The organism is Acinetobacter sp. YH12135 (assembly GCF_013418565.1).
Taxonomy (GTDB): Bacteria; Pseudomonadota; Gammaproteobacteria; order Pseudomonadales; family Moraxellaceae; genus Acinetobacter; species Acinetobacter towneri.
Genome location: NZ_VPBU01000027.1, coordinates 12,653 through 33,964, shown reverse-complemented (window position 1 = coordinate 33,964; position 21,312 = coordinate 12,653). Strand labels below are relative to the sequence as shown.

Sequence of the window (21,312 nt, the reverse complement as noted above, 5' to 3'; positions counted from 1 at the left end):
GCCTATTTAAGTGATGTGCTGAAAAGGTTACCGACACACAAAGTGACCCAAATTGAAGAATTGCTGCCGCACTGCTGGAAACCTAAATCGAATTAAAAAATAGGTATGGGATTCAGCGGACGCTTACCTTGTAACTGACTCTTGTAAACAACTTGTCACCAGTTTCCCCGTTGAAAGCAAACACCCCATGACATTAACTCGTTTTAATCTTATTGCATCAACCGCATGAACATCACCTATCTTTGTCCACGCATAGCGGTTATCAGGTGTAGATGAAAACCCTGTTTCATCAACATAACCTAATATAATTTCACCACGTGCCGCTTGCTCTCGTAATTTTTCAATCTGCTGTGTTGCTTGTTCAAATGCAATCGGATCTCTTTTTTTTCAAGCTATGACGGGTACGCTTGAAGACCATACCTGAATCACGTAAAAACTTACGAATGGTTTCAACAGACACGGACACTTCGTATTCTTCATGTAGTTTGACTCGGATTTGTTCTGCATTGAGTGGACTTGTATTGACCCAATCTAGGATTTTCGCCTGATAGTCTGAGATCAATGTATTGGGCCGACCTGAGCGATGACCTTCTTTAATCGATTCAAACTCATACAATTCCCAACGTCGGCGTTGTAGCCTTATGGTTTCTGGGATACGTTCTTGTAGAGTGGCAACTTCCGCAACACTTTTACCTTCAGAAAGCCAGAGAATAGTTTGGGCACGTTGTCTTTCACGCCAATGTTTTGCATGCTTGGCCAGAAAAATGAGTCGTTCTCGCTGTTCTAAACTAAGTGGTACAGAAACAATTCGAGGCATGTGTGAACATCTGTTAACTAAAAAAACTTTTTCGCATGATTAGTTATTTTTGTCAACTTACGAGTTTAAGACCAAATCTTGCACCAATTGCTCATCTAAATTGTCATCTGCAAAAATTGAAATCCAATGTTGTTTATTCATGTGCCAGCCCGCACGAATATAAGGATAAAAATCACGTAACATCGCACCATGCTCAGGTTTAACTTTTAGATTGATGATGGCATGACCATTTAAATACAGACTCAGCATAAATACTTTATCGAAAATTTTATGCACCAAGCAGCCATCACCAAAAGGTTCGCTCAGGCTAACCGCAGGCAATTGTGTTGCAACCCTTGCTGCGATTTGATGCATAGATGACGGTGTTTGTGCCACTTATTTTCCCCGAAAAGTTTATCCTGTGGATAACCACAGCTTTTTCCACAGAAAATGTGTATAACTTTGTTGGAATTCTAAACGTCCTTTGGCGAGTGCATCAGTATTAAGATGAACAACTCACCATCACTTCTGGCACATCACTTGGTAAAGGTGCTAAATCTTCAGGTTTTTCCAATGCTGTTTGCTGAATATACGGCTGGCTGAGCAAGTTAAATAAACGCTCAACTTCTGAAAAATCATCACGCTCTGCTTGCTCAATCGCCTTTTGTGCCATGTGATTGCGCAAAATATAGTGAGGGTTTACCTGTTGCATTGCAGCATCTAAATCATCGGTGTCTTGATATTCACGAATCTGTAAATACTGCGCTAAAAAGCTTTCCCACTGACGACGATCCAAACAATCATCCAGTATTTCTGTGTATTGTTTATTTTGTAGGCGGATAAAGCTTTGGGTGTAATCCAGTTGCTCACTTTGCAAAATGCGTAAGAAGTTGGTAGCGCAGTCAAAACTGTCTTTGTGGAAACTTGGTAGTCCCATTTTTTCACATAAACCAAGTTTGTAATGCTCTAAAAAAGTCGGTTCAAAATGCTCTAAACATGCTGCCAGTGCTTGTTTCCAGTGTTCTTTCTGATCTGGGTTTTGTTCAAGCGGAATTAAATTGTTCAACCAAACCCACAAATTCCAGTGTGCCACACTCGGTTGTTGTTGGTAGGTATAACGTCCTTGATAGTCCGAATGGTTGTTGATCCAGTTGGGACGAAAACGCTCCATAAAGCCATAAGGGCCAAAATCGAGTGTTGAACCTGTAATATTTAAATTATCGGTGTTCATCACGCCATGCGCAAAACCGACCAATTGCCATTTGGCAATCATGACAGCGGTACGTTGAATGACTTGTGTAGCAAAGGCGAGTACAGGCTGTTCGGCTGTCAAGCATTCATGATAGTGCCATTCGATACACTTTTGCACAAATTCAGGCAGTAATTCAGGTTGATACTGATTGATCCATTCAAAATGTCCCAAACGAATATGACAGTCTGATGTGCGTAATAGCATTGCGCCAAGTTCTAATTTTTCACGTTGTACGCCTTGAGTAGATGAGGTAAATCCAACTGCATTGCTTGATGGCACACCCAGCGCATTTAAAGCATGACCTGCCAAATATTCACGAATCACTGAACGTAACACGGCACGTCCATCCCCCATACGTGAATAAAGCGTTGCACCTGCACCTTTTAAATGAAGATCAATTGTACGTTGTTGTGTGTCCAAAACTTGCGCAATAAGTAAACCGCGTCCATCGCCCAATTGACCTGCCCACTGACCAAATTGATGTCCCGCATAGACCATTGCCAAAGCAGGAAATTCTTTAAACGTGGTTTGTCCGCTGCAAATTTCAACCCATTGTTGTTGTTCCTCTGCTGTCCATTGCAGTTCTTTTGCCAATGCAGCATTAAAGTGTCCTGCTTTTGCACCTTTTAAAGGTAAAGGCTGCTGCATGTGATAAAGACGGGCGGGCAGGGTTGGATAACGTGGATTAAATTGCATGATGATGAAGCGCTTGGCACAAAGTGAGTTTCACTATAGCAAACTTGGACTTTAAAAACTGTAGCCTAACAATGCAGAAAGCCCTGAACAGGTCAGGGCTTTCGCAGTGCATCAGAACAGAGGTTTATTCAGATACAGGGTTCTTTTTTAGGTTACGCATCAGCAAGTTCAATGTTTCACGATGGTGTGAAAGACGCTGTTCAACCAACTGGAATTCAACTTTTAATTTGTCATCCATTTGGTGAATTTTTTCAGCTACAGACGCTTTTTTCGCCTGAATTTCTTGCTCTTTTAACTTTGCCCAATCGTTCAGGGTTTGGGTAAAGGCATCATATTCTTGCGCAAGACGGCTTTTAACTTGACCAATGTCATCATTTACATTGTGACCATAAACTGCCAAGTCTTGCTCTGCATATTTAAAACGCATCGCCAATTCTGCTTTTTTAATATTAAAGCTTGGAATACGACGCAAGTTTTTCGCTAAGCCCAACTTTGAGCATGTCCAAATTAACCATTTGGTTGGGTCATATTGCCACCATTTTACGCCATTACGATAATCGTACTGGAAAATATGGTGATAGTTATGATAGCCCTCGCCCCAAGTGGCAATTGCTAACCAGAAGTTATCACGCGCGGTGTTTTCGTCAGTATACGGACGCGAACCCCACATGTGGCACAGCGAGTTAATAAAGAAGGTAACATGGTGGCTTAAAATCAGACGCATTAAACCGCCCAATAACAACACGCCCCACATATCGCCTACAGCCCAACCAATTGGCACCAAAATGCCAACGTGAACTGCAATCACGAGCGGAATATAGTATTTGTGTTGGAACATCACCAACTTGTCATTTAACAAGTCTGGCGCATTTTTAAAGTTTGGCTCTGCGGCAGGGTAGTCACGTAACATCCAGCCCATGTGTGCAAACCAAAAACCATTGTTGATTGAATATGGGTCTTTTTCGACATCATCAACATGGCGGTGATGGGTACGGTGACCTGAACCCCAGAACAAAATACTGTTCTGAACGGCAAAAGTCCCCATAATCATCAAAAGAATTTTTAAAGGAAGCGTAGCTTCGTAGGCACGGTGTGCCCATAAACGGTGATAACCTGCTGTAATACCCAAGCTACTTACGCCAAGTAATACAAACATACTGATCCAAGCGGCTAAGCTAAAATCATGGTGATAGGCATACCAAGGAATTGCAATCACGGCAACAATAGGTAAGAAAACCAGTGCAAAGATGGCAATCCAGTTGATTGGGGCTTTGGGTAAGGGAGCATTCATCTCCAACAGCACTCCTAGAACCTTTGGGAGGTATAAGTAGACGCTTAATCCGTTATAAAATCATGATCTGCCCGAAGGAAATGATCATAGTATTAAAGTTTATAGGGATTAATTTTTTCGCATATTAGCATGAGCGTATTCACGATCACAGCATTATTGTACAGTTGTATTGTACTGGGTGGTAACAGAATATAATGGTATTTGTAGGTTTTTACGAAAATGTGCGGTATGACAGCCAAACCTGCACAGAAAATCGGTTATTTAAACATATATATGCGCTTAGCCTGCACTTCACAAGTGTTGCATCATTAGTTTTGGATAATCGGTAATTAGACCCTGAACACCCAAATCTTTAAGTTGTTTGGCGCGTTCAATTTGGTTGACTGTCCAAACACTAATATTCAGTTTGGCCTGTTGTGTGGCTTGAATGAGGGCATCGGTGGCGAGTTCGTTCATCCAGCCAATTTGGCAACAACCTAATGCTAAAGCTTGATCAATGGCTTGGTATTGCAAATCATCTTCTACCAACAAACCACGTTTAAAGCGTGATTTTTGTTGTTGCAATGCCCAATGAATTTTAGGATCAAAACTGGTGATGATGGCGTTGTGTTCAAAGCCCTGTAAATGTTGCTCTAGGCTTTGAGTGATTTTTTCGGCATCGGCATGTGAATTAACTGCTTTAACCTCAACCTCAATATGATCAAAATTTTGAATAATGGTCATGGTCTGATTGAGTAGGGGCGTGGTTTCAACTTTATTCCAGTCTGACCACATCACTGCGTGGTTATAATGGTTTAAATCTTCCAGGCTACATTCGTACAGCGCTTTGTCTTGTCCTGTTGTACGGATGAATTGATCATCGTGCATGACCACTAATGCGTTGTCTTTGAGTTGACGCACATCAAATTCGACGGCACGAATACCAATATTTTGAATATATTCAAAACCACCAAGCGTGTTTTCAGGTGCTTCGCCACGCGCACCGCGATGACCAATTATGCGCATAATGTGCCCATGAATTGAAGGTTTGCTTTCATTTTGCAAGTACGACGTGACAGAGGGATGACAACTCTTATTTTGGTCGGATACTGTGAAAGTTCAAGCAGCATCCGACGTGATTTTTTAGATGTAAAATCAGGACTTTATTTTAGTTTCCGATGTCAGTTACTAATGCTGTCATTGATATTTTTTTGCCAAAGTACTTCGCTGCCACCTTCGGCGCGTTGCAAGCTGCGCGATGCGACAAATAGCCAGTCAGACAGTCGATTTAGTAATTGCAAAGATGGTGCCTGAATATTTTGATCACAGTTGTGTACGGTCATTAAACTGCGCTCTGCACGACGACATACGGCACGGGCTTGATGTGCATAACTGCATGCCAATGTACCTGCAGGCAGAATAAATTCTTTGAGCATTGGCAGGCTTTCATTCATGCGGTCAATGTCTTGTTCTAGGAACTCAATCGCAAGTGGTTGTACGAGATGGTAATTGGGGATACAGACTTCACCGCCTAAATCGAATAGCCAGTGCTGAATCAGGCTAAGCGATTTGTCCCAAGTGTTTTTGTCTTGAATGTTGCTATGTGTAATTTGTGAGCGCAATACGCCTATGCAGGCATTGAGTTCATCGACATCGCCCAGTGCATGAATGCGTAAGTCGTCTTTGGCGACACGTGAGCCATCGCCCAGTCCTGTTGTGCCTGAATCGCCTGTGCGGGTGTAGATTTTGCTTAAACGGTGGCCCATGATCGTTCCTTGTTTGAAAGTGAAAGTTGCGTTTACTTGGTTGTAAGAAATAAAAGCTGGCGCAATAAAAAAGGATAATGTCGGTCATTACATTATCCATAAACTGCGCTGTTTTAAAGTTTTTGTTGTTATGCGGGTTTTAGTAGCGGAAAGTTACACCTGCTGAAGCGAGGCGACCGCCGTTGATGTAGTAGCTGCCGCTACCGTAAGCGGTTTTATAACCTGTATCACCAATATTCTGAATGTTTGCAAAAACTTTCATATTTGGATTGATGTTATAGAAACCGTGCATATCAATTCTGAGATGCCCTGGAATCGTAATATCATCATAGGCGCTGTTGTCGTATGAGCTATTTGCCATTAGTGTGGTAGAAAAACCAATTTTGTCATCAGCCCAGCCAGTAGTTAAAGCTGCGCTTTGGCGCGGACGACGGCTTAAACTAGCATTCGTTTTTTCGTCTTTTGCATCAACATAGTTATAGCCAAGATTGATATATAGGTTGTCATCTTGCCACTTGATGTAGGCTTCACCACCTTCCATTTTGGCTTTATCAATGTTTTCCATTAAGTTTTTGGTATTGTCATAATCGATTAAGCTATCAACTTTTGTCGAATACAACGAAAATCCAGTAGAAATATTGTAAGCCAATTTCTGATCTAAACCAATTTCATAAGAAATACTTTCTTCTGGATTTAAATCTGGGTTACCACCGTAGGCGTACATATCATTCAACGTTGGGGCTTTAAATGCAGAACCAATATTGGCGTAAATACTGGTTAATGGCAGTAGTTGGTAACGTACGGCACCTTGTGCAACAGTATGTGTGCCAAACTTTTCATTATCTTCAACACGTAGACCAAGCTGTGTATTTAACCCATTGTTTTGATATTGATGTTGTATGTAATAACCAGCAGAATCTATATCACCTTTATAAGGAGAACCATAAGAAATCACATTACCTTGAGTTTCTCTGTAAGTGCTACCTAATAAAATATTCTGGTGAGGCGTAAATTGCCACTGCCCATACAACTCAGCTTCTTGAGTTTTACTATGAATGAAATCAGTTGAACTGTTTTGATCAATATCATCTTTAAATTGTGATAAGCGAGCATTTAAAGAAAGATTAGGATTGAGATTCACACGGCCTTTTAAATTGATAATCTGATTTTTAAAATCTTGGCTGATGTTGTTGCCGTTATTATCGTATTGACTTGTTCCTTGGTTCTCACTGAAATCGACAGATGCAACATAGCCATCCTGTTCAATTCCCAGCTTTGCGCTATAGCCTTTTTGATCAAAGGATGCATTAGACGCATTTTTTGAGTCTTTTACTGGTGTGCCATCAGTCTCTAAACGCTGACCGCGAACCTGAGCATAATAACCGTCTTGGGCGAAGTCTGCACCGATGATGCTTTTATAGGTATTGTTTTCACCCATTTCACCAGTGATGAAAGCACTGTTTTTAGTTGGTGTTTTTGTGATAAGTTGTACAACACCACCAATTGCATCTGTACCGTATAGAACAGATGCTGGGCCTTTAAGAACTTCGATTTGCTTGATGTCGGTTGTATCAATAAATGGAAGCGAAGCAGCGCCAGAGGTTGCTGAATTTAGTCGCACACCGTCACGCAAGACTAATGCTTGATCAGATTCGGCTCCACGTAAGAAAATAGATGATGCTTGACCATAACCGCCGCTTTGAACAACTGTGATCGCTGGGTCAGTCATTAATAAGTCAGGCAGTGATGCAATCGGGGACTGTTCCAAAATCTTTGGCTCAATAATATTAATCCGCGCAGGAACATCTTTAATATTTTGTTCACTACGTGAAGCAGTAACAACAAGCGTATCTAAAGCAACATTCACCACACGCTGATCTTGCGATTCTGCAGCAAAAACTGAAGTTGAAAAACCCATTGCAAGCGCAATTGCGCCCACTAAAGCAGTAGGCTGAAAAAGAGTAGACATGACTTTGCTCCGTACATTCACCCCACGTGAATGATTGAGTTAAGGGCACAACAAGCAGGTCTCCGGACTTCAATGTGCCAAGCATCTTCTAATTTATGATTGCTTCGCTGTATATCCACCTTCCCATATTGTTCATACAGTGGTGTAAATCATACGATTTAAATTGATATACGTTTCATGGTTACCGTTGCGGGGGCAGTGTTGGACTTTCACCAACTTCCCTAAAGCTCAAAGCTAGGACTCGTTGCATTTGCGCGAAGTATAAAGTCTGTATGCCATTTAAACAACGGAAATGCAGAATAATCCGCCTGAACTTCACTCAACCCCTTAAAATTGCATTACAATGATTCGCCCCAATATCTGATTTTGTTAGTGTGAACAGACAATTTAAAAGTCACGCACAGCAAGATCAGCAAAATGAAAATTGAAAATCAGGATTAGAGTCCAAAACGATGCGTACCCGTGCCAAAATTTGCGGAATCACGCGAATTCAAGATATAAACAGTGTTGTGCATGCGGGTGCAGATGCAATTGGCTTGGTGTTTTATCCACTGAGTCCTCGTAATGTCAGCATTGCTGAAGCAGAAAACCTTGTGCAACACATACCCGCTTATGTGCAAGTGGTTGGCTTGTTTGTAAATGCCAGTGCAGACGACATAGCCGCAGTACTAAAACAAGTGCCTTTAGATATTCTGCAATTTCATGGTGATGAAACACCATTGCAATGTCAGCAAATAGCACAGCAAGTCGGACGCAGATGGTACAAAGCCATACAGGTCAAACCTGATTTAAATGTATTGGATGCGATAAAAAGCTATCAACAAGCAGGTGCAAGCGCAGTATTATTAGATGCGTGGCATCCTGAGCTGAAAGGTGGAACAGGACACAGTTTTGACTGGTCAAAATTCCCCAAACTCGATATTCCTTTAATATTGGCGGGTGGTTTAAACCCTGCCAATATTGAAGATGCAATTCAGACCACCCAAGCCTATGCCGTTGATGTTAGTGGCGGGGTAGAGTCTGCAAAAGGTATTAAAGACCAACAACTCATAGAACACTTCATGCAAGGAGTCCAACGTGGATCAGCAAAGTACAAATCACAATAATCCAGTGATTGACTATACCCAGTTCCCAGATGCAAAAGGGCATTTTGGGATCCATGGCGGACGTTTTGTGTCAGAAACGCTGATGGCGGCTTTACAAGACTTAGAAAAATTGTATTTCCGCATGAAAGATGATCCGCAGTTTTTGGCAGAATTCGACCGCGATCTAGCCTACTATGTAGGTCGTCCTAGTCCTTTGTATTATGCTGAGCGATGGTCTAAAGAGTTAGGTGGTGCGCAAATTTACTTAAAGCGTGAAGACCTGAACCATACAGGCTCACATAAAGTGAATAACACCATTGGTCAGGCATTACTGGCAAAGTTGTCTGGTAAAAAACGCATTATTGCCGAAACAGGCGCTGGTCAGCATGGTGTGGCAACCGCAACGATTGCAGCCCGCTTAGGTTTAGAGTGCGTAGTGTTCATGGGTGCAGAAGACGTCAAACGTCAGGCCATGAACGTGTACCGCATGCGCTTACTCGGGGCAACTGTTGTACCTGTAGAAAGTGGCTCTAAAACCTTAAAAGATGCCATGAACGAAGCTATGCGTGACTGGGTGACCAATGTCGATTCAACGTATTATGTGATTGGTACTGTGGCAGGCCCACATCCGTATCCACAATTGGTACGTGATTTCCAATCTATTATTGGTCGTGAAGCACGTCGTCAAATTCAAGAGCAGGCAGGTCGTTTACCTGACGCACTTGTGGCGTGTGTCGGTGGTGGTTCCAATGCAATGGGCTTGTTCTATCCATTCTTGAATGATGCCGAAGTGAAAATGTACGGTGTTGAAGCTGCGGGCTTGGGCATTGAAACAGGCAAGCACTCTGCGCCATTGAATGCTGGACACGTAGGCGTATTGCACGGCAACCGTACTTATTTAATGTCGGATGCGCAAGGTCAGATCATTGAAACACATTCTATTTCTGCAGGTCTAGATTACCCAGGTGTAGGGCCAGAGCATAGCTTCTTAAAAGATATGCACCGTGTCGATTATGTGCCAATCAATGACCAAGAAGCTTTGCAAGGTTTCCGTGACCTAACCCGTATTGAAGGGATTATTCCTGCATTAGAAAGTTCACATGCGATGGCGTATGTCACCAAGCTTGCGCCAACGATGGATAAAGACCAAATCATTATTGCGACCGTTTCAGGTCGTGGTGATAAAGATTTAATGACCGTTGCACGTTTAGATGGCGTAGAAATGGTAGATATGTAAATTGCCGCATGCTTGAAATAGCGCAGGCTAAATTTTTATTCAATCGTGCTGAAGCAATTCGGCACGATTTTTTAATTGGTTCATTTAAAAATTCTCGCTACTTTAAAACCATTAAAGCTAAAAATTATGTAGGGGACGGGTATGCCAAGTTTATTCATCGTCATGTTGGGTGGGCGTCATGCACGGGCGAACACAGAAGTGCATGATGTGGTACTTGCAGTGGGTGATACTTTAGAAGAAACCTATCCTCAACTCAAGCAGGCTTGGTTTGCAGAACCCAAAGGCTTACATATTGATGCGTGGGCGCAAATCAACGGTGTGGAGTTTGAAGGCAAATCTTACTATTTGAAATTTACAGATGCACAGCCGAATCAATCTGAAAATCGTCTGTATTTAATTAATTTGGGTGGCTATGATCCGCGTGAATTTGGAGAATTGCATCGTTATGTGTTGGTGGTAGCACAAAATCCAATGGTGGCAAAGCAACGTGGAAAAGCTTATTTTGCCCAGCACTGGCAAAAACAGCATACCGATCGGGTTTTAGAGGTAGATGATTGTTTGGCAATTGATCAGGTGCACGGTCGCTATGTGCAACTGGTTGAAGGTTCATTTTCAGCTAATCGCTGGGAAAATACGTATCTGACTTTGGATTCAGATGTTTAAATCTTCTTAGATTAGCTTTTACTTTAAAATAGATTGTCTTTTATGGGCAGTTTTAGCTACTGCCACCACTCACGTTGAGTCACTAATGTTGAACTCGCGAGCGAAGTCTGATGAATGTACTTACAAGCATTGTTGATTTTATAGTCACTTGAGTGGCGAAAAAAGAAAACAATCTATGTTTTTATAAGTTTTTCAACAAAATCATAAGCTGCGGGTTTTTTGTACATGCATTTGTAGGCATAATACGACCAAAGATGAATTGTTTTAGACAATAGGGAATGTCTTCAATGGATTTAATTCAGGCGAATGGACAACCGCATTATGGACGTTTTAGTGAACTTCCCAAAAAGATTGATTACCAAGCCTACCAATACAAAACACCGTATGGTGAAGTACTGTCGGGTTGGCGTAAGCGATTAAAATATAAAAAGTTTAAATTTTGTAGCATTCAACATGAGCACTATACCATTGGTTTAGCCATTGCAGATATTGCATGGGCAGGTCATGGTTTTGTCTATATTTATAATCACATGACGGGTGAAGTGCAGGAATGGAATGCGATTAATTTTTTATCCCGCAATACCGTGTTGGATGAACAGCCGTTATTCAATCAAAGTTATTTTGATAAATCTCCATTTCAAATTGAAATTCAACATGCCAATGGTGTGCGCTATATCCGTGTGACCAAATATGGCGAAATTAAACTCAGTGCTCGTATTTTTTGTGCAGGTACAGACCCATTAAGCATGTGCAGCCCGACAGGCATTAATGGTTGGACTTATACCCAAAAATTGACCACGTTGGGTTGTGAAGGGTATTTTGTCAATAAAACAGGACAAACCATTCAATTCCATGAGCGGACTTTTGCCTCACTAGATGATACCTGTGGTTTTTTGCGTCCTGAAACAGCATGGTTTTGGTTGTCGTGTAATTTCTGGGATACCGAAAACCGCCGTGTGGGGCTGAATTTAGCTTCTGGTGTGAATGAAAGTTTTGGCAATGAAAACTGTTTGTGGATCAATGGCGTGCTGTATCCCTTAACAGATGTGCTGTTCCAACATGAAGATGAAGATTTGTGGAGTATTCGCTCACTGGATCATCAGCTGAATTTAACCGTCAGCACAGGTTGGCGTCGTTATGAAAATCTGAATTTGCGTTTGGTGGGCAGTCAGTTTAGTCAATGGCAAGCTAAAATTAGCGGTACGATTCAGCAAGGCGATACCGAGATTATTTTACTGAATGAATATGGTTTGCTTGAACAGCATTATGCCAAGTGGTAGGGCAAGTTTTTAACCAAGATTGTACGTCACCACTTGCAGATTATCATGTGACGTCATCTATCACTCACTTGAATCGCCATTGAGTTTTTACATAAACGGCAAAAAAAGGCGCATTATGCAATTTCACTATGCGTTCAGAATTGGCATGATATTGCGAAATATATCAAGGTGAGTTTCACATGGCACAAGGTCTTTTGGCGGGTAAGCGTTTTTTAATTGCTGGTATTGCAAGTAAATTATCTATCGCATTTGGTATTGCAGAAGCATTGCATCGTGAAGGTGCAGAATTAGCATTTACTTATCCGAATGAAAAACTCAAAAAACGTGTTGATGACTTCGCTGCACAATTTGGCTCAAGCATTGTATTGCCTTGCGATGTAGGCGTAGATGCAGAAATTGAGCAAGCTTTTGCTGACTTGGCAAAGCACTGGGATGGTTTGGATGGTTTGGTTCACTCGATTGGTTTTGCGCCTGCGCATACTTTAGATGGTGACTTTACCGATGTTACAGATCGTGATGGTTTTAAAGTTGCGCATGACATTAGTGCTTATAGCTTTATTGCGATGGCACGTGCTGCAAAACCATTATTACAAGCACGCCAAGGTTGCTTATTGACTTTGACTTATCAAGGTTCTGAGCGTGTGATGCCAAACTACAACGTCATGGGTATGGCGAAAGCATCTTTAGAAGCAGGTGTACGCTACTTGGCTTCAAGCTTGGGTGCTGACGGTATTCGCGTGAATGCAATTTCTGCAGGCCCAATTCGTACGCTTGCCGCATCAGGCATTAAATCATTCCGTAAAATGTTAGACCTCAATGAAAAAGTTGCACCTTTAAAACGCAACGTGACCATTGAAGATGTTGGTAATGCGGCATTATTCCTTTGCTCACCATGGGCGAATGGTATTACTGGTGAAATTCTGTATGTCGATGCAGGTTTTAACACGGTTGGTATGAGCGCAGAATTAATGCTAGATGCTGAATAAGCATTGCATCAAGCAGATAAAACCGAAGTTTAGGCTTCGGTTTTTTTATCGCTGCATTTTAAGCAAGAGGTATTTTGCAGATTGCTGTAATTTTATTTTCTTCTTTGGCGCATCTGCTGCTATAAATAGATGAGTTGACAATATTTCAAAATAAAACTGGGTTTTAGGTCTTAAAAATGAATGCGGAACAATTGCAAAAAACGTTACATGCCAGTCAATATGCAGAACAAGTCTTGGCAAATCACGAAAGCCTGTTACAGCAGGATTATGCAATTGACCAATTTCTAAAACCGCTGAGCGCAGACTATATTCATCAATTGGTGATTTCCACTTTACAAGACATTCAAGATGAAACCTTGTGGATGAAAACCCTGCGAATTTTACGCGCGCGTTTAATGTTCCGCTGGATTTGGCAAGATGCCAACCAACTCACCGATGTGGTGACGTTGACGCAGGAACTTTCAGACTTTGCCGATATTTGTGTGCAAGTAGCCAAAGATTTTGCTCGGATTCCGTTGGTCGCCAAGCATGGCGAACCGATGGGGTATAACGGTAAAGTCCAAGACCTGATTGTGGTCGCCATGGGCAAACATGGCGCGCAGGAACTGAATTTATCCAGCGACATCGACCTGATTTTTGCCTTTGATGAACAAGGCGAAACCAATGGACGCAAGTGTATTGAAGTGCAGCAATTCTGCATTTTATGGGGACAAAAACTGATCTATCTATTAGATCATATCACCGCCGATGGTTTTGTTTTCCGTGTCGATATGCGTTTACGTCCGTGGGGTGATGGTTCGGCTTTGGCGATTAGCCATGTCGCACTGGAAAAATATTTAAGCCAGCATGGACGCGAATGGGAACGCTATGCTTGGATTAAGGCACGTATTATCACAGGTGGGCAAGAAGGTTATGAACTGCTGGAAATGACCCGACCTTTCGTATTCCGCAAATATGTCGATTACACCGCCTTTGAAGCCATGCGCGAAATGAAAGCCATGATTGAGCGCGAAGTGCAGCGTCGTAATATTGAAGACAATATTAAATTGGGCGCGGGCGGTATTCGTGAAGTTGAATTTATTGTGCAGGTTTTTCAGCTGATTTACGGTGGTTCAAAACTAGAATTACAAGACCGCCAGTGTTTGGTGAGTTTGCGCCATTTGGGTGAAGCTGAATTGCTAGAGCCACAAGCCGTACTGGATTTGGAAGATGCCTATTTATTCCTGCGTCGAGTAGAACATGCCATTCAAGCCTTGAATGATCAGCAAAGCCAAGCTTTACCGACTGAACCTGAGTTACGCGCACGCATTAGCGATACTTTGGGCTTTGCCGATTGGGACAGCTTTATGCAGACCCTAAATGAAAAGCGTGTCAAAGTCATTTATCAGTTTGAGCATTTAATTAAAGAAAATGAACCCGATTCTTTGCTGGAAAATTACAGTCAGCTAGAAAAACAGCTCGATGCGGTACTAGACGATCAAGCGAAAAATTTAGTGCATGAGTTCTGGTATGGACATGCCATTAAAAAACTCACCGCCAAAGCTTTACAGCGTTTAAAAACCTTTTGGCCACACTTGATTGAAGCAGTGTTGCAGTCAGAAAATCCACAAATGGCATTGATGCGTTTAATGCCACTGGTCGAATCTGTTCTGCGTCGTACCGTGTATTTGGTCATGCTGATTGAAAGCAAGGGGGCACTGCAACGCTTGGTAAAAATGGCCACAGTCAGCCCGTGGATTTGTGAAGAATTAACGCAATATCCTGTGTTGTTAGATGAATTTTTATCTATGGATTTTGAATTGCCAAAACGCAGTGATTTGGAAGATTCTTTACGCCAACAATTGCTGCGCATTGAACTGGATGAAGTTGAAGACCTCATGCGGGTGCTGCGTTTATTCAAAAAATCCAACGTATTGACAGTTGCGGCCAGCGATGTACTGGCAGAAAGCCACTTAATGAAAGTGTCAGATGCGTTAACTGATATTGCCGAAGTGACCGCAAATGCAGCCCTACAACTGGCCTATCAGATGATTGTCAAAAAACATGGTTATCCGCTAGACAGTGAAGGGCAGCGCTGTGGTTTGGAGCATAACGCTTTTGCCATTATTGGTTATGGCAAAGTAGGTGGCATCGAACTTGGTTACGGCTCAGATTTAGACGTGGTTTTTATTCACAACATGGATGAACAAGCCGATACTGATGGCATTAAACCGATCAGTGGCTTTGAATTTGCTATGCGGGTGGCACGTAAATTTGTATCTTTAATGACCACGCAAACTTTAGATGGTCGAGTTTATGATGTCGATACCCGTTTACGTCCTTCGGGAGATGCGGGTTTATTGGTGACCAGTTTACGGGCCTTTGAGCAATATCAACTGAAAAGTGCGTGGCTGTGGGAGCATCAGGCTTTAGTGCGTGCGCGCAGTATTGCGGGTGAGCAATGTTTACGTGACAAGTTTGAAGTGTTGCGTTGTCAGATTTTAACCCAGCCGCGAGATGAAGCTTATGTCCGCAGTGAAGTGCTGAAAATGCGTCAAAAAATGAAAGATCATTTGGGTTCATCTAAAGAGCAAAAAAAAGATGGAATTTTTCATTTAAAACAGGATGCAGGTGGTATCGTTGATATCGAATTTATGGCACAGTATGCGGTATTAGCCTGGAGTGGGTCGAATCCTGATCTCGCCCATTATTCCGACAACGTAAGAATCCTTGAAGATGCCGCAAAAACAGGTTGCTTATCCAGCGACGATGCGACAGCATTGATTCAAGCTTATCTCCGTGAACGAGCCGAAAGCCACCGCTTAGCCCTTGCAAATCAATCCATGCAAGTCAATGCTGCGGACTGGTACGATACCCGTGAGGTCGTTTGCAAGTTATGGCAAAGATTAATTGATCCGACTGCTATGTCTGCGTTGGATTAAAATGACTATTGTATAAACATTTGGAGTGTGTGCCATGAATTTGGCTGATCGTGATGGTTTTATTTGGCAAGATGGACAATTGGTTGACTGGCGTGATGCAAAAATTCACGTCTTAACGCATACCTTACACTACAGTATGGGTGTGTTTGAGGGTGTCCGCGCTTATGAAACGCCAAACGGAACTGCGATTTTCCGTCTTCAGGACCATACTAAGCGTTTGTTAAACTCTGCAAAAATCTATCAAATGAAAGTACCATTTGATCAAGCAGCTTTAGAACAGGCGCAAATTGATGTGGTACGTGAAAACAAACTTTCATCGTGCTATTTACGTCCATTAATTTGGATTGGTTCTGAAAAACTGGGTATTGCTGCAACCAATAACACCATTCATGCTGCTGTTGCGGCTTGGGGTTGGGGTGCATACTTGGGTGAAGAAGCGATGGCTAAAGGTATTCGCGTTAAAACTTCATCGTTTACGCATCATCATCCAAACGTGACCATGTGTAAAGCTAAAGCTTCTGGTAACTACACTTTGTCTATTCTTGCACACCAAGAAGTAGCGCAAGCAGGCTATGACGAAGCGATGTTGATGGATCCACAAGGTTATGTATGTCAAGGTTCTGGCGAAAACGTATTCTTAATTAAAGATGGCGTTTTACATACACCAGACATCGCAGGCGGTGCTTTAGATGGTATTACGCGTCAAACGGTGATCACCATTGCTAAAGACTTGGGATATGAGGTAGTTGAACGCCGTATTACGCGTGATGAATTCTACATTGCCGATGAAGCCTTCTTTACAGGTACAGCAGCAGAAGTTACCCCAATTCGTGAATACGATGACCGTGTAATTGGCTGTGGTTCACGTGGCCCAATTACTACTGAAATTCAAAAAACTTTCTTTGACGCAGTTCAAGGCAAGAATGACAAATATGCACATTGGTTGACTTACGTTAAATAAGTCACGCGTGTGTACCTGAGTCAACATGATTGACTCAGGTGTGATGACCCCGTTCAGGCAATAGTTTGAATGGGGTTTTATTTTGTCTGCTATTGCGTTATGAGTTAGCTAAACATCTTGCGAGGTTTATCTCTCACGTTACAGATATAGATGAATGATCAACTGTTTCTTCGTTGAGTTGGTGGTGTGCAAATTTGATCTTTTGGATAGATTCAGCCGCCCAAAACATGGCTTTTTTATAGCGATAGGCAATCCCTGTAATTGGTGAGATTTGATGTTAAAAAACGCTCAGTCTGTTGAATGTGATAGGAGATAGTGAATTAAATACGTGAAAAGTGTAGTAAAAATTAGGCTAAAAACTGAATTTTGACCATTCTTTCAAAAATAAACCTACTTAAAATGTAACAAAAGTTAAAATAAAAATGTTGTTAAAGTTAAATAAAAACAATGTGTTGGTTTAAATGTAAATAAATATATTTTTTGGGTATCCCTAGAATTGGTATCACAAGTTTTAGGGAGTGGGCTGCTCCCTAGTTTTTTGCGATGTCATTTAAAACAGTACTTTAATCTCCTAATTAGCTGAATTCCAAGGTTTATTTAATATTGTGTGAATTAGGGCGTATAGATGGCTTTTTGTGAGAAATACCTAAAATGAAGAAGCTCGCTAAGGATTGAGTTTCAATAATTCTAACGATATCTCAAGTGAGTGAATGATTAAAAAATGGTTTTTTATAAGAGTTATGGAGAAGTGACATGTCTAAATTTATTAAAACTGCTGCTGCTTTGATGGTTTTCGGAGCTTTTTCAACGGTAACAATGGCGGGTGGTAATCATCATCCTAAACCAGACCCTAAGCCAACCCCAGTATGTAACGAAGGGCCATGTACAGGAAGTATTCCAATTCAAGTGATTGTGCCTAAGCGCTGTGAGCTGAAAGTGAAAACACCAAGTATCTCATTAAAAGATGGTGCAGAAGCTTCTGGTCAATTTATGGTTGGGGCGAATGCAAAGTACAACTTATTGGTCGATACCGACAACCGTGTTGGTGGAGGCAAAACAACCAAATCTGCAGCCAAATCAGGTAGCCATGCAGTGGGCTTAACAGTTGAAACCAAGCTTACGGGTTCATCGTCTGTGATTCAGTTAAATGATCAGCAAACCAACATTGCGCCAGGTAGCAATGGCTGGAATTCTTACAATGTCTTGGTTAAAAGTGAGGGCGTAGGTATTTCTAAACCAGCGGGTACTTACACCGATAAATACAACATTCGAGTGTCATTCTAATTCGCTTGAACTCAATCTAAATCAGTTGGCTTTACCGACAGGGTGGAGTCAACTTTTTAGTCTAAAGAAATACAAAATAAGACATTGCTGGGGGAAGTATGAAACGATTATTGAAATATATGCTGGTTGCAGGTTGCTTATGTGTAGAAGCTGTTTATGCAAACTTGGTCATTTCACCTACGCAAATGTATTTGGGCGATAAAGCACGACAACGCAGTGCAACAGTAGTCATGGAAGCCACAGACCTTACTGAACCGAAAAGCTTTGAAATGTCTGCCTATAAATGGTCGCAAAATGCACAGGGTGAAGATGTGCTAGAACCAGAACAAGACATCTTAATTAATCCTAAAAACTTTGTTTTACAACCGAATGCACAACAAGTGATACGCGTAGGTTTTAGCCGACCACTTTCTAAGGAAGAAATGGCGCAAGAAAAAACTTGGCGTATTGTTTTTAAAGAAATTGCCCCTGTGGTGGAAGAAGACGCCTTACAATTTTTATTTACGATTTCTGTACCGTTGTTTGTTGGTAAGCAAGATGCCATTCAGGTGACTGCAACCCCGCGTTACCAGAACGACCACTTATTTTTAGAGATAGAAAATCATGCTGCATCGCATGTGCAAATTTCTTCAATCAGCATTTTAAATCAACAAAAACAACCCATTGCAACCACACGTGAAATGAAATATTTGTTAAATCAACAAAAACACAGCTTTGATATGGGGCAAATCAAACTTAGTGATTTGAAAAATTACATACTCAAACTTGAAACAGATAAAAGTGAGCAAGCCATTGAGTTAAAAATGAAGGGCTAAATCATGCATAGAACTCGACTGTTTTTTGCGCTGCAATGTGTCCTGTGGGGGATACCATTACCTGCCAATGCTGCCAATGCTGCCAATGCTGAAATGGCGTTGAATAGTGTTTGGCTGAATGGCGTAGATCGTGTCATTGAAAGTTTGGTGTTGCAGCAGGATGGGCAACGCTATATGGAATGCGAGGTCTTGCAGCAACTTGGTTTACAGCAAGACCGTTTACAAAAACACAGTGCACAAACTCAGTTCTGTTCTGTAACCACCAATGAAATTCAGTCTGAACAAGACTTTGCGCTGCAAGCGATTAAATTGACCGTACCTGCCAGCTATTTTATAGATGCACAACTGAGCCAAACCCATGCGATTCCGTCTAAAGCAGAGTTGGGCGGTTTTTTAAATTATAATGTGCTGTATGCACGTTATGATAATTACAATGAATTAAATGGTTTGGCGGAGCTTGGTATTTTTAAAGATTACTGGATTTTTAAAAATGGCATGATGTATCGCAAAGAGGCAGAACAGGATCAAGATAAGCTACTGCGTTTGAATACCAGTTTTGAAATTGAATTTCCATCACGTTATCAGCGTTTAACTTTGGGTGATAACACCAGCGTTTACAATCCTTTATTAGATACATTCAGATTTGGTGGTGTGTCTTTTGGTTCAAATTTTAGTAGTTATCCAGACTTTATTTATTGGAATGTACCCACCTTAAGAGGCAGTGCTGTACTGCCATCCACCGTCGATTTATACATTAATGGCATCAATCTATATCAGCAACAAGTGACGCCTGGGCACTATACCTTAAATACGGGTGCAAATATTCAGCAGTCGGGCGAGGCGCAAGTGGTGGTGGAAGATGTATTGGGAAATCGTACCGTGCAATCTTTTCCAGTTTATGTCACCACGCAACTACTCAAACCAGGACTGAACGAATACAACTTTTCTGCAGGAAAGCTGCGTTATGACTACGACTACGTGTCGGATGATTATCGGGAGTTTTTTGGCAACCTTTATTTCAGACGTGGAATTACAGACAGCACGACTTTAGGAACCAATTTAAGTTATAGCAAAGATGTGCAGAATGTCGGGTTGCTATGGACGCAATCTCTCAGCAAATATGCCTTGTTAGATACGCATGCTGCGTCTAGCCACAGTGATTGGGGCGATGGTTATACCTTTGGCGCTTCGTTAAGCCGTAATGGAAGTCGGGTTGCACTTGGTGCAAGTCATAAATACTACAGTCCTGAATATCGTGGTTTGGGTTATAGCGATATGACACAAACAGTGGAATACGACAACTTAGCTTATGTCAGTATTTTCAATATTCCTTTCATTAATACCTTAAATGTGAACTATCTAGAGCGCCGTTATCATCCCAATGCAAATAATAGCTTTGCAGATAGCCAAATGCTTACAGTTGGTTTTTCTCGTATGTTTGGGCGTCAAACTTCACTGTCGTTTTCTTATTATAAAGATTTGAAAGTGCAGGATAGTGACGGGGCATATTTAACACTGAATTATCAATTTGACCAACGCCGCAGTGCGCAGCTTTCGCATAATTTTGATGAGCAAACCCAGTTGCGTTATGCACAGAGCAGCCTGACGCAAAATGGTGTGGATTACACTCTTGCTGTGCGTCACCAACAAACAGAAGGGGATATTGGGGTAAATGCCTATACCGCCCTGAAAATGCCGATGGGTAATTTATATTTAAGCCACGATGAAAGTGAACGCTTTAGCTACAGTCAAGCCAATTATCAGGGTGCAGTAGTGTGGTTAGACCGTAAATGGGCCATGACCAAATATGTAGACAATGCTTTTGCTTTGGTGAATGTTGGTGATATTCCAAATGTGGAAGTACAACGTGCCTTAACACCTGTTGGTAAAACCAATCAACACGGTTATGTGTTTGTGCACGACATTGTGCCTTACGTCAATTACGACGTGTCTTTTGATCAAGACCAGTTAGATTTGTATGACAGCTTTGAATATTCAAGCCAAAAAGTGATTGGTATGAATCAACGCGGCTATAAAGTGAATTTCCCTGTTCAGCGTACAGGATTGATCATATTGCATTTACTCACGCCCGATCAGCAGACCTTTGTGCAGGGCAGTGAAGTGTATTTAAGTGATGATGCAACCGAATTTGTACCTGTGGGCAGCGATGGAAAAGTACATTTATATGGTGTGAAAGCAGGCAGTTATACGCTGAAGGTTAAAACCAAAGGTGGAAAAGTTTGCCATAGTTCACTTGACGTCCCTCAAATTAAAGCAGGCACTGTTCCACAAACCAGACAGTTAGATTTGATTTGTCAGTAAGTATATCAG

The 21,312-nt window shown here is 41.7% G+C and carries 17 protein-coding genes, 1 pseudogene and 1 riboswitch; of the genes and pseudogenes, 11 read left to right on the top strand and 7 right to left on the bottom strand.

Annotation, left to right across the window (positions count from 1 at the left end):
- Nucleotides 1–96 (top strand): transposase domain-containing protein (locus tag FTU70_RS12860; RefSeq protein WP_004785112.1); only part of this gene is annotated, 96 nt, incomplete at its 5' end.
- A 265-nt stretch (nt 97–361) separates the two neighbouring features.
- Here FTU70_RS12860 and FTU70_RS12855 read toward each other — a convergent pair.
- The 7 genes and pseudogenes from FTU70_RS12855 to FTU70_RS12825 all read right to left on the bottom strand — a co-directional run bounded on the left by FTU70_RS12855 (nt 362) and on the right by FTU70_RS12825 (nt 7,749).
- Nucleotides 362–817: a helix-turn-helix domain-containing protein gene (locus FTU70_RS12855; RefSeq protein ID WP_004973749.1), complete on the bottom strand. Its 456-nt coding sequence runs from the start codon at nt 815–817 to the stop codon at nt 362–364.
- A 60-nt stretch (nt 818–877) separates the two neighbouring features.
- Nucleotides 878–1,171 (bottom strand): annotated as a pseudogene (locus FTU70_RS12850) (MmcQ/YjbR family DNA-binding protein); the annotation flags it as partial.
- A 127-nt stretch (nt 1,172–1,298) separates the two neighbouring features.
- The gene (locus FTU70_RS12845; protein WP_154320364.1) at nt 1,299–2,744 is read right to left on the bottom strand and encodes a YdiU family protein; all 1,446 of its coding nucleotides are present in this window, start codon (nt 2,742–2,744) and stop codon (nt 1,299–1,301) included.
- A gap of 124 nt (nt 2,745–2,868) precedes the next feature.
- Nucleotides 2,869–4,035 (bottom strand): acyl-CoA desaturase, encoded by a 1,167-nt coding sequence (locus tag FTU70_RS12840; protein WP_180060683.1) that lies wholly within the window; start codon nt 4,033–4,035, stop codon nt 2,869–2,871.
- A 291-nt stretch (nt 4,036–4,326) separates the two neighbouring features.
- Nucleotides 4,327–5,040, bottom strand: a complete 714-nt coding sequence (locus FTU70_RS12835) for a glycerophosphodiester phosphodiesterase (RefSeq protein WP_180060682.1) — start codon at nt 5,038–5,040, stop codon at nt 4,327–4,329.
- A gap of 155 nt (nt 5,041–5,195) precedes the next feature.
- On the bottom strand, nt 5,196–5,780 hold the full coding sequence (locus tag FTU70_RS12830) for a cob(I)yrinic acid a,c-diamide adenosyltransferase (protein WP_180060681.1): 585 nt from the start codon (nt 5,778–5,780) through the stop codon (nt 5,196–5,198).
- Nucleotides 5,781–5,919: 139 nt separating this feature from the next.
- Nucleotides 5,920–7,749, bottom strand: a complete 1,830-nt coding sequence (locus FTU70_RS12825) for a TonB-dependent siderophore receptor (protein WP_168418571.1) — start codon at nt 7,747–7,749, stop codon at nt 5,920–5,922.
- 35 nt (nt 7,750–7,784) lie between these two features.
- Nucleotides 7,785–8,009, bottom strand: a riboswitch (cobalamin riboswitch).
- 192 nt (nt 8,010–8,201) lie between these two features.
- Between FTU70_RS12825 and FTU70_RS12820 the strand changes: the two genes are divergently transcribed.
- The 10 genes from FTU70_RS12820 (at nt 8,202) to FTU70_RS12775 (ending at nt 21,303) form a co-directional block, all read left to right on the top strand.
- Nucleotides 8,202–8,855 carry a phosphoribosylanthranilate isomerase gene (locus FTU70_RS12820; protein WP_168418572.1) on the top strand — a complete coding sequence of 218 codons (654 nt, stop codon included), beginning with the start codon at nt 8,202–8,204 and terminating at the stop codon, nt 8,853–8,855.
- On the top strand, nt 8,827–10,071 hold the full coding sequence (gene trpB, locus FTU70_RS12815; RefSeq protein WP_168418573.1) for a tryptophan synthase subunit beta: 1,245 nt from the start codon (nt 8,827–8,829) through the stop codon (nt 10,069–10,071). The genes FTU70_RS12820 and trpB overlap by 29 nt, the downstream gene beginning before the upstream one ends.
- A gap of 141 nt (nt 10,072–10,212) precedes the next feature.
- A complete protein-coding gene (locus FTU70_RS12810) occupies nt 10,213–10,734 on the top strand; it encodes a DUF1543 domain-containing protein (RefSeq protein WP_180060680.1) in 522 nt (173 codons plus the stop codon).
- A 287-nt stretch (nt 10,735–11,021) separates the two neighbouring features.
- Nucleotides 11,022–12,014, top strand: coding sequence for a DUF2804 domain-containing protein (locus FTU70_RS12805; protein ID WP_168418575.1), 993 nt, complete (start codon nt 11,022–11,024; stop codon nt 12,012–12,014).
- A gap of 179 nt (nt 12,015–12,193) precedes the next feature.
- Complete coding sequence (locus FTU70_RS12800) at nt 12,194–13,000, top strand: enoyl-ACP reductase (RefSeq protein ID WP_004975071.1); 807 nt, start codon at nt 12,194–12,196, stop codon at nt 12,998–13,000.
- Between the two features lie 176 nt (nt 13,001–13,176).
- Nucleotides 13,177–15,921, top strand: a complete 2,745-nt coding sequence (gene glnE, locus FTU70_RS12795; RefSeq protein ID WP_096901524.1) for a bifunctional [glutamate--ammonia ligase]-adenylyl-L-tyrosine phosphorylase/[glutamate--ammonia-ligase] adenylyltransferase — start codon at nt 13,177–13,179, stop codon at nt 15,919–15,921.
- A gap of 34 nt (nt 15,922–15,955) precedes the next feature.
- Entirely contained in the window at nt 15,956–16,882 is a 927-nt protein-coding gene (locus tag FTU70_RS12790) for a branched-chain amino acid transaminase (RefSeq protein WP_004975074.1), read from the top strand.
- A 753-nt stretch (nt 16,883–17,635) separates the two neighbouring features.
- Nucleotides 17,636–18,166: a hypothetical protein gene (locus FTU70_RS12785; protein WP_004975075.1), complete on the top strand. Its 531-nt coding sequence runs from the start codon at nt 17,636–17,638 to the stop codon at nt 18,164–18,166.
- A gap of 98 nt (nt 18,167–18,264) precedes the next feature.
- The gene (locus FTU70_RS12780; protein ID WP_004975079.1) at nt 18,265–18,981 is read left to right on the top strand and encodes a molecular chaperone; all 717 of its coding nucleotides are present in this window, start codon (nt 18,265–18,267) and stop codon (nt 18,979–18,981) included.
- A gap of 3 nt (nt 18,982–18,984) precedes the next feature.
- Entirely contained in the window at nt 18,985–21,303 is a 2,319-nt protein-coding gene (locus FTU70_RS12775; RefSeq protein ID WP_180060679.1) for a fimbria/pilus outer membrane usher protein, read from the top strand.
- Nucleotides 21,304–21,312: the final 9 nt, after the last annotated feature.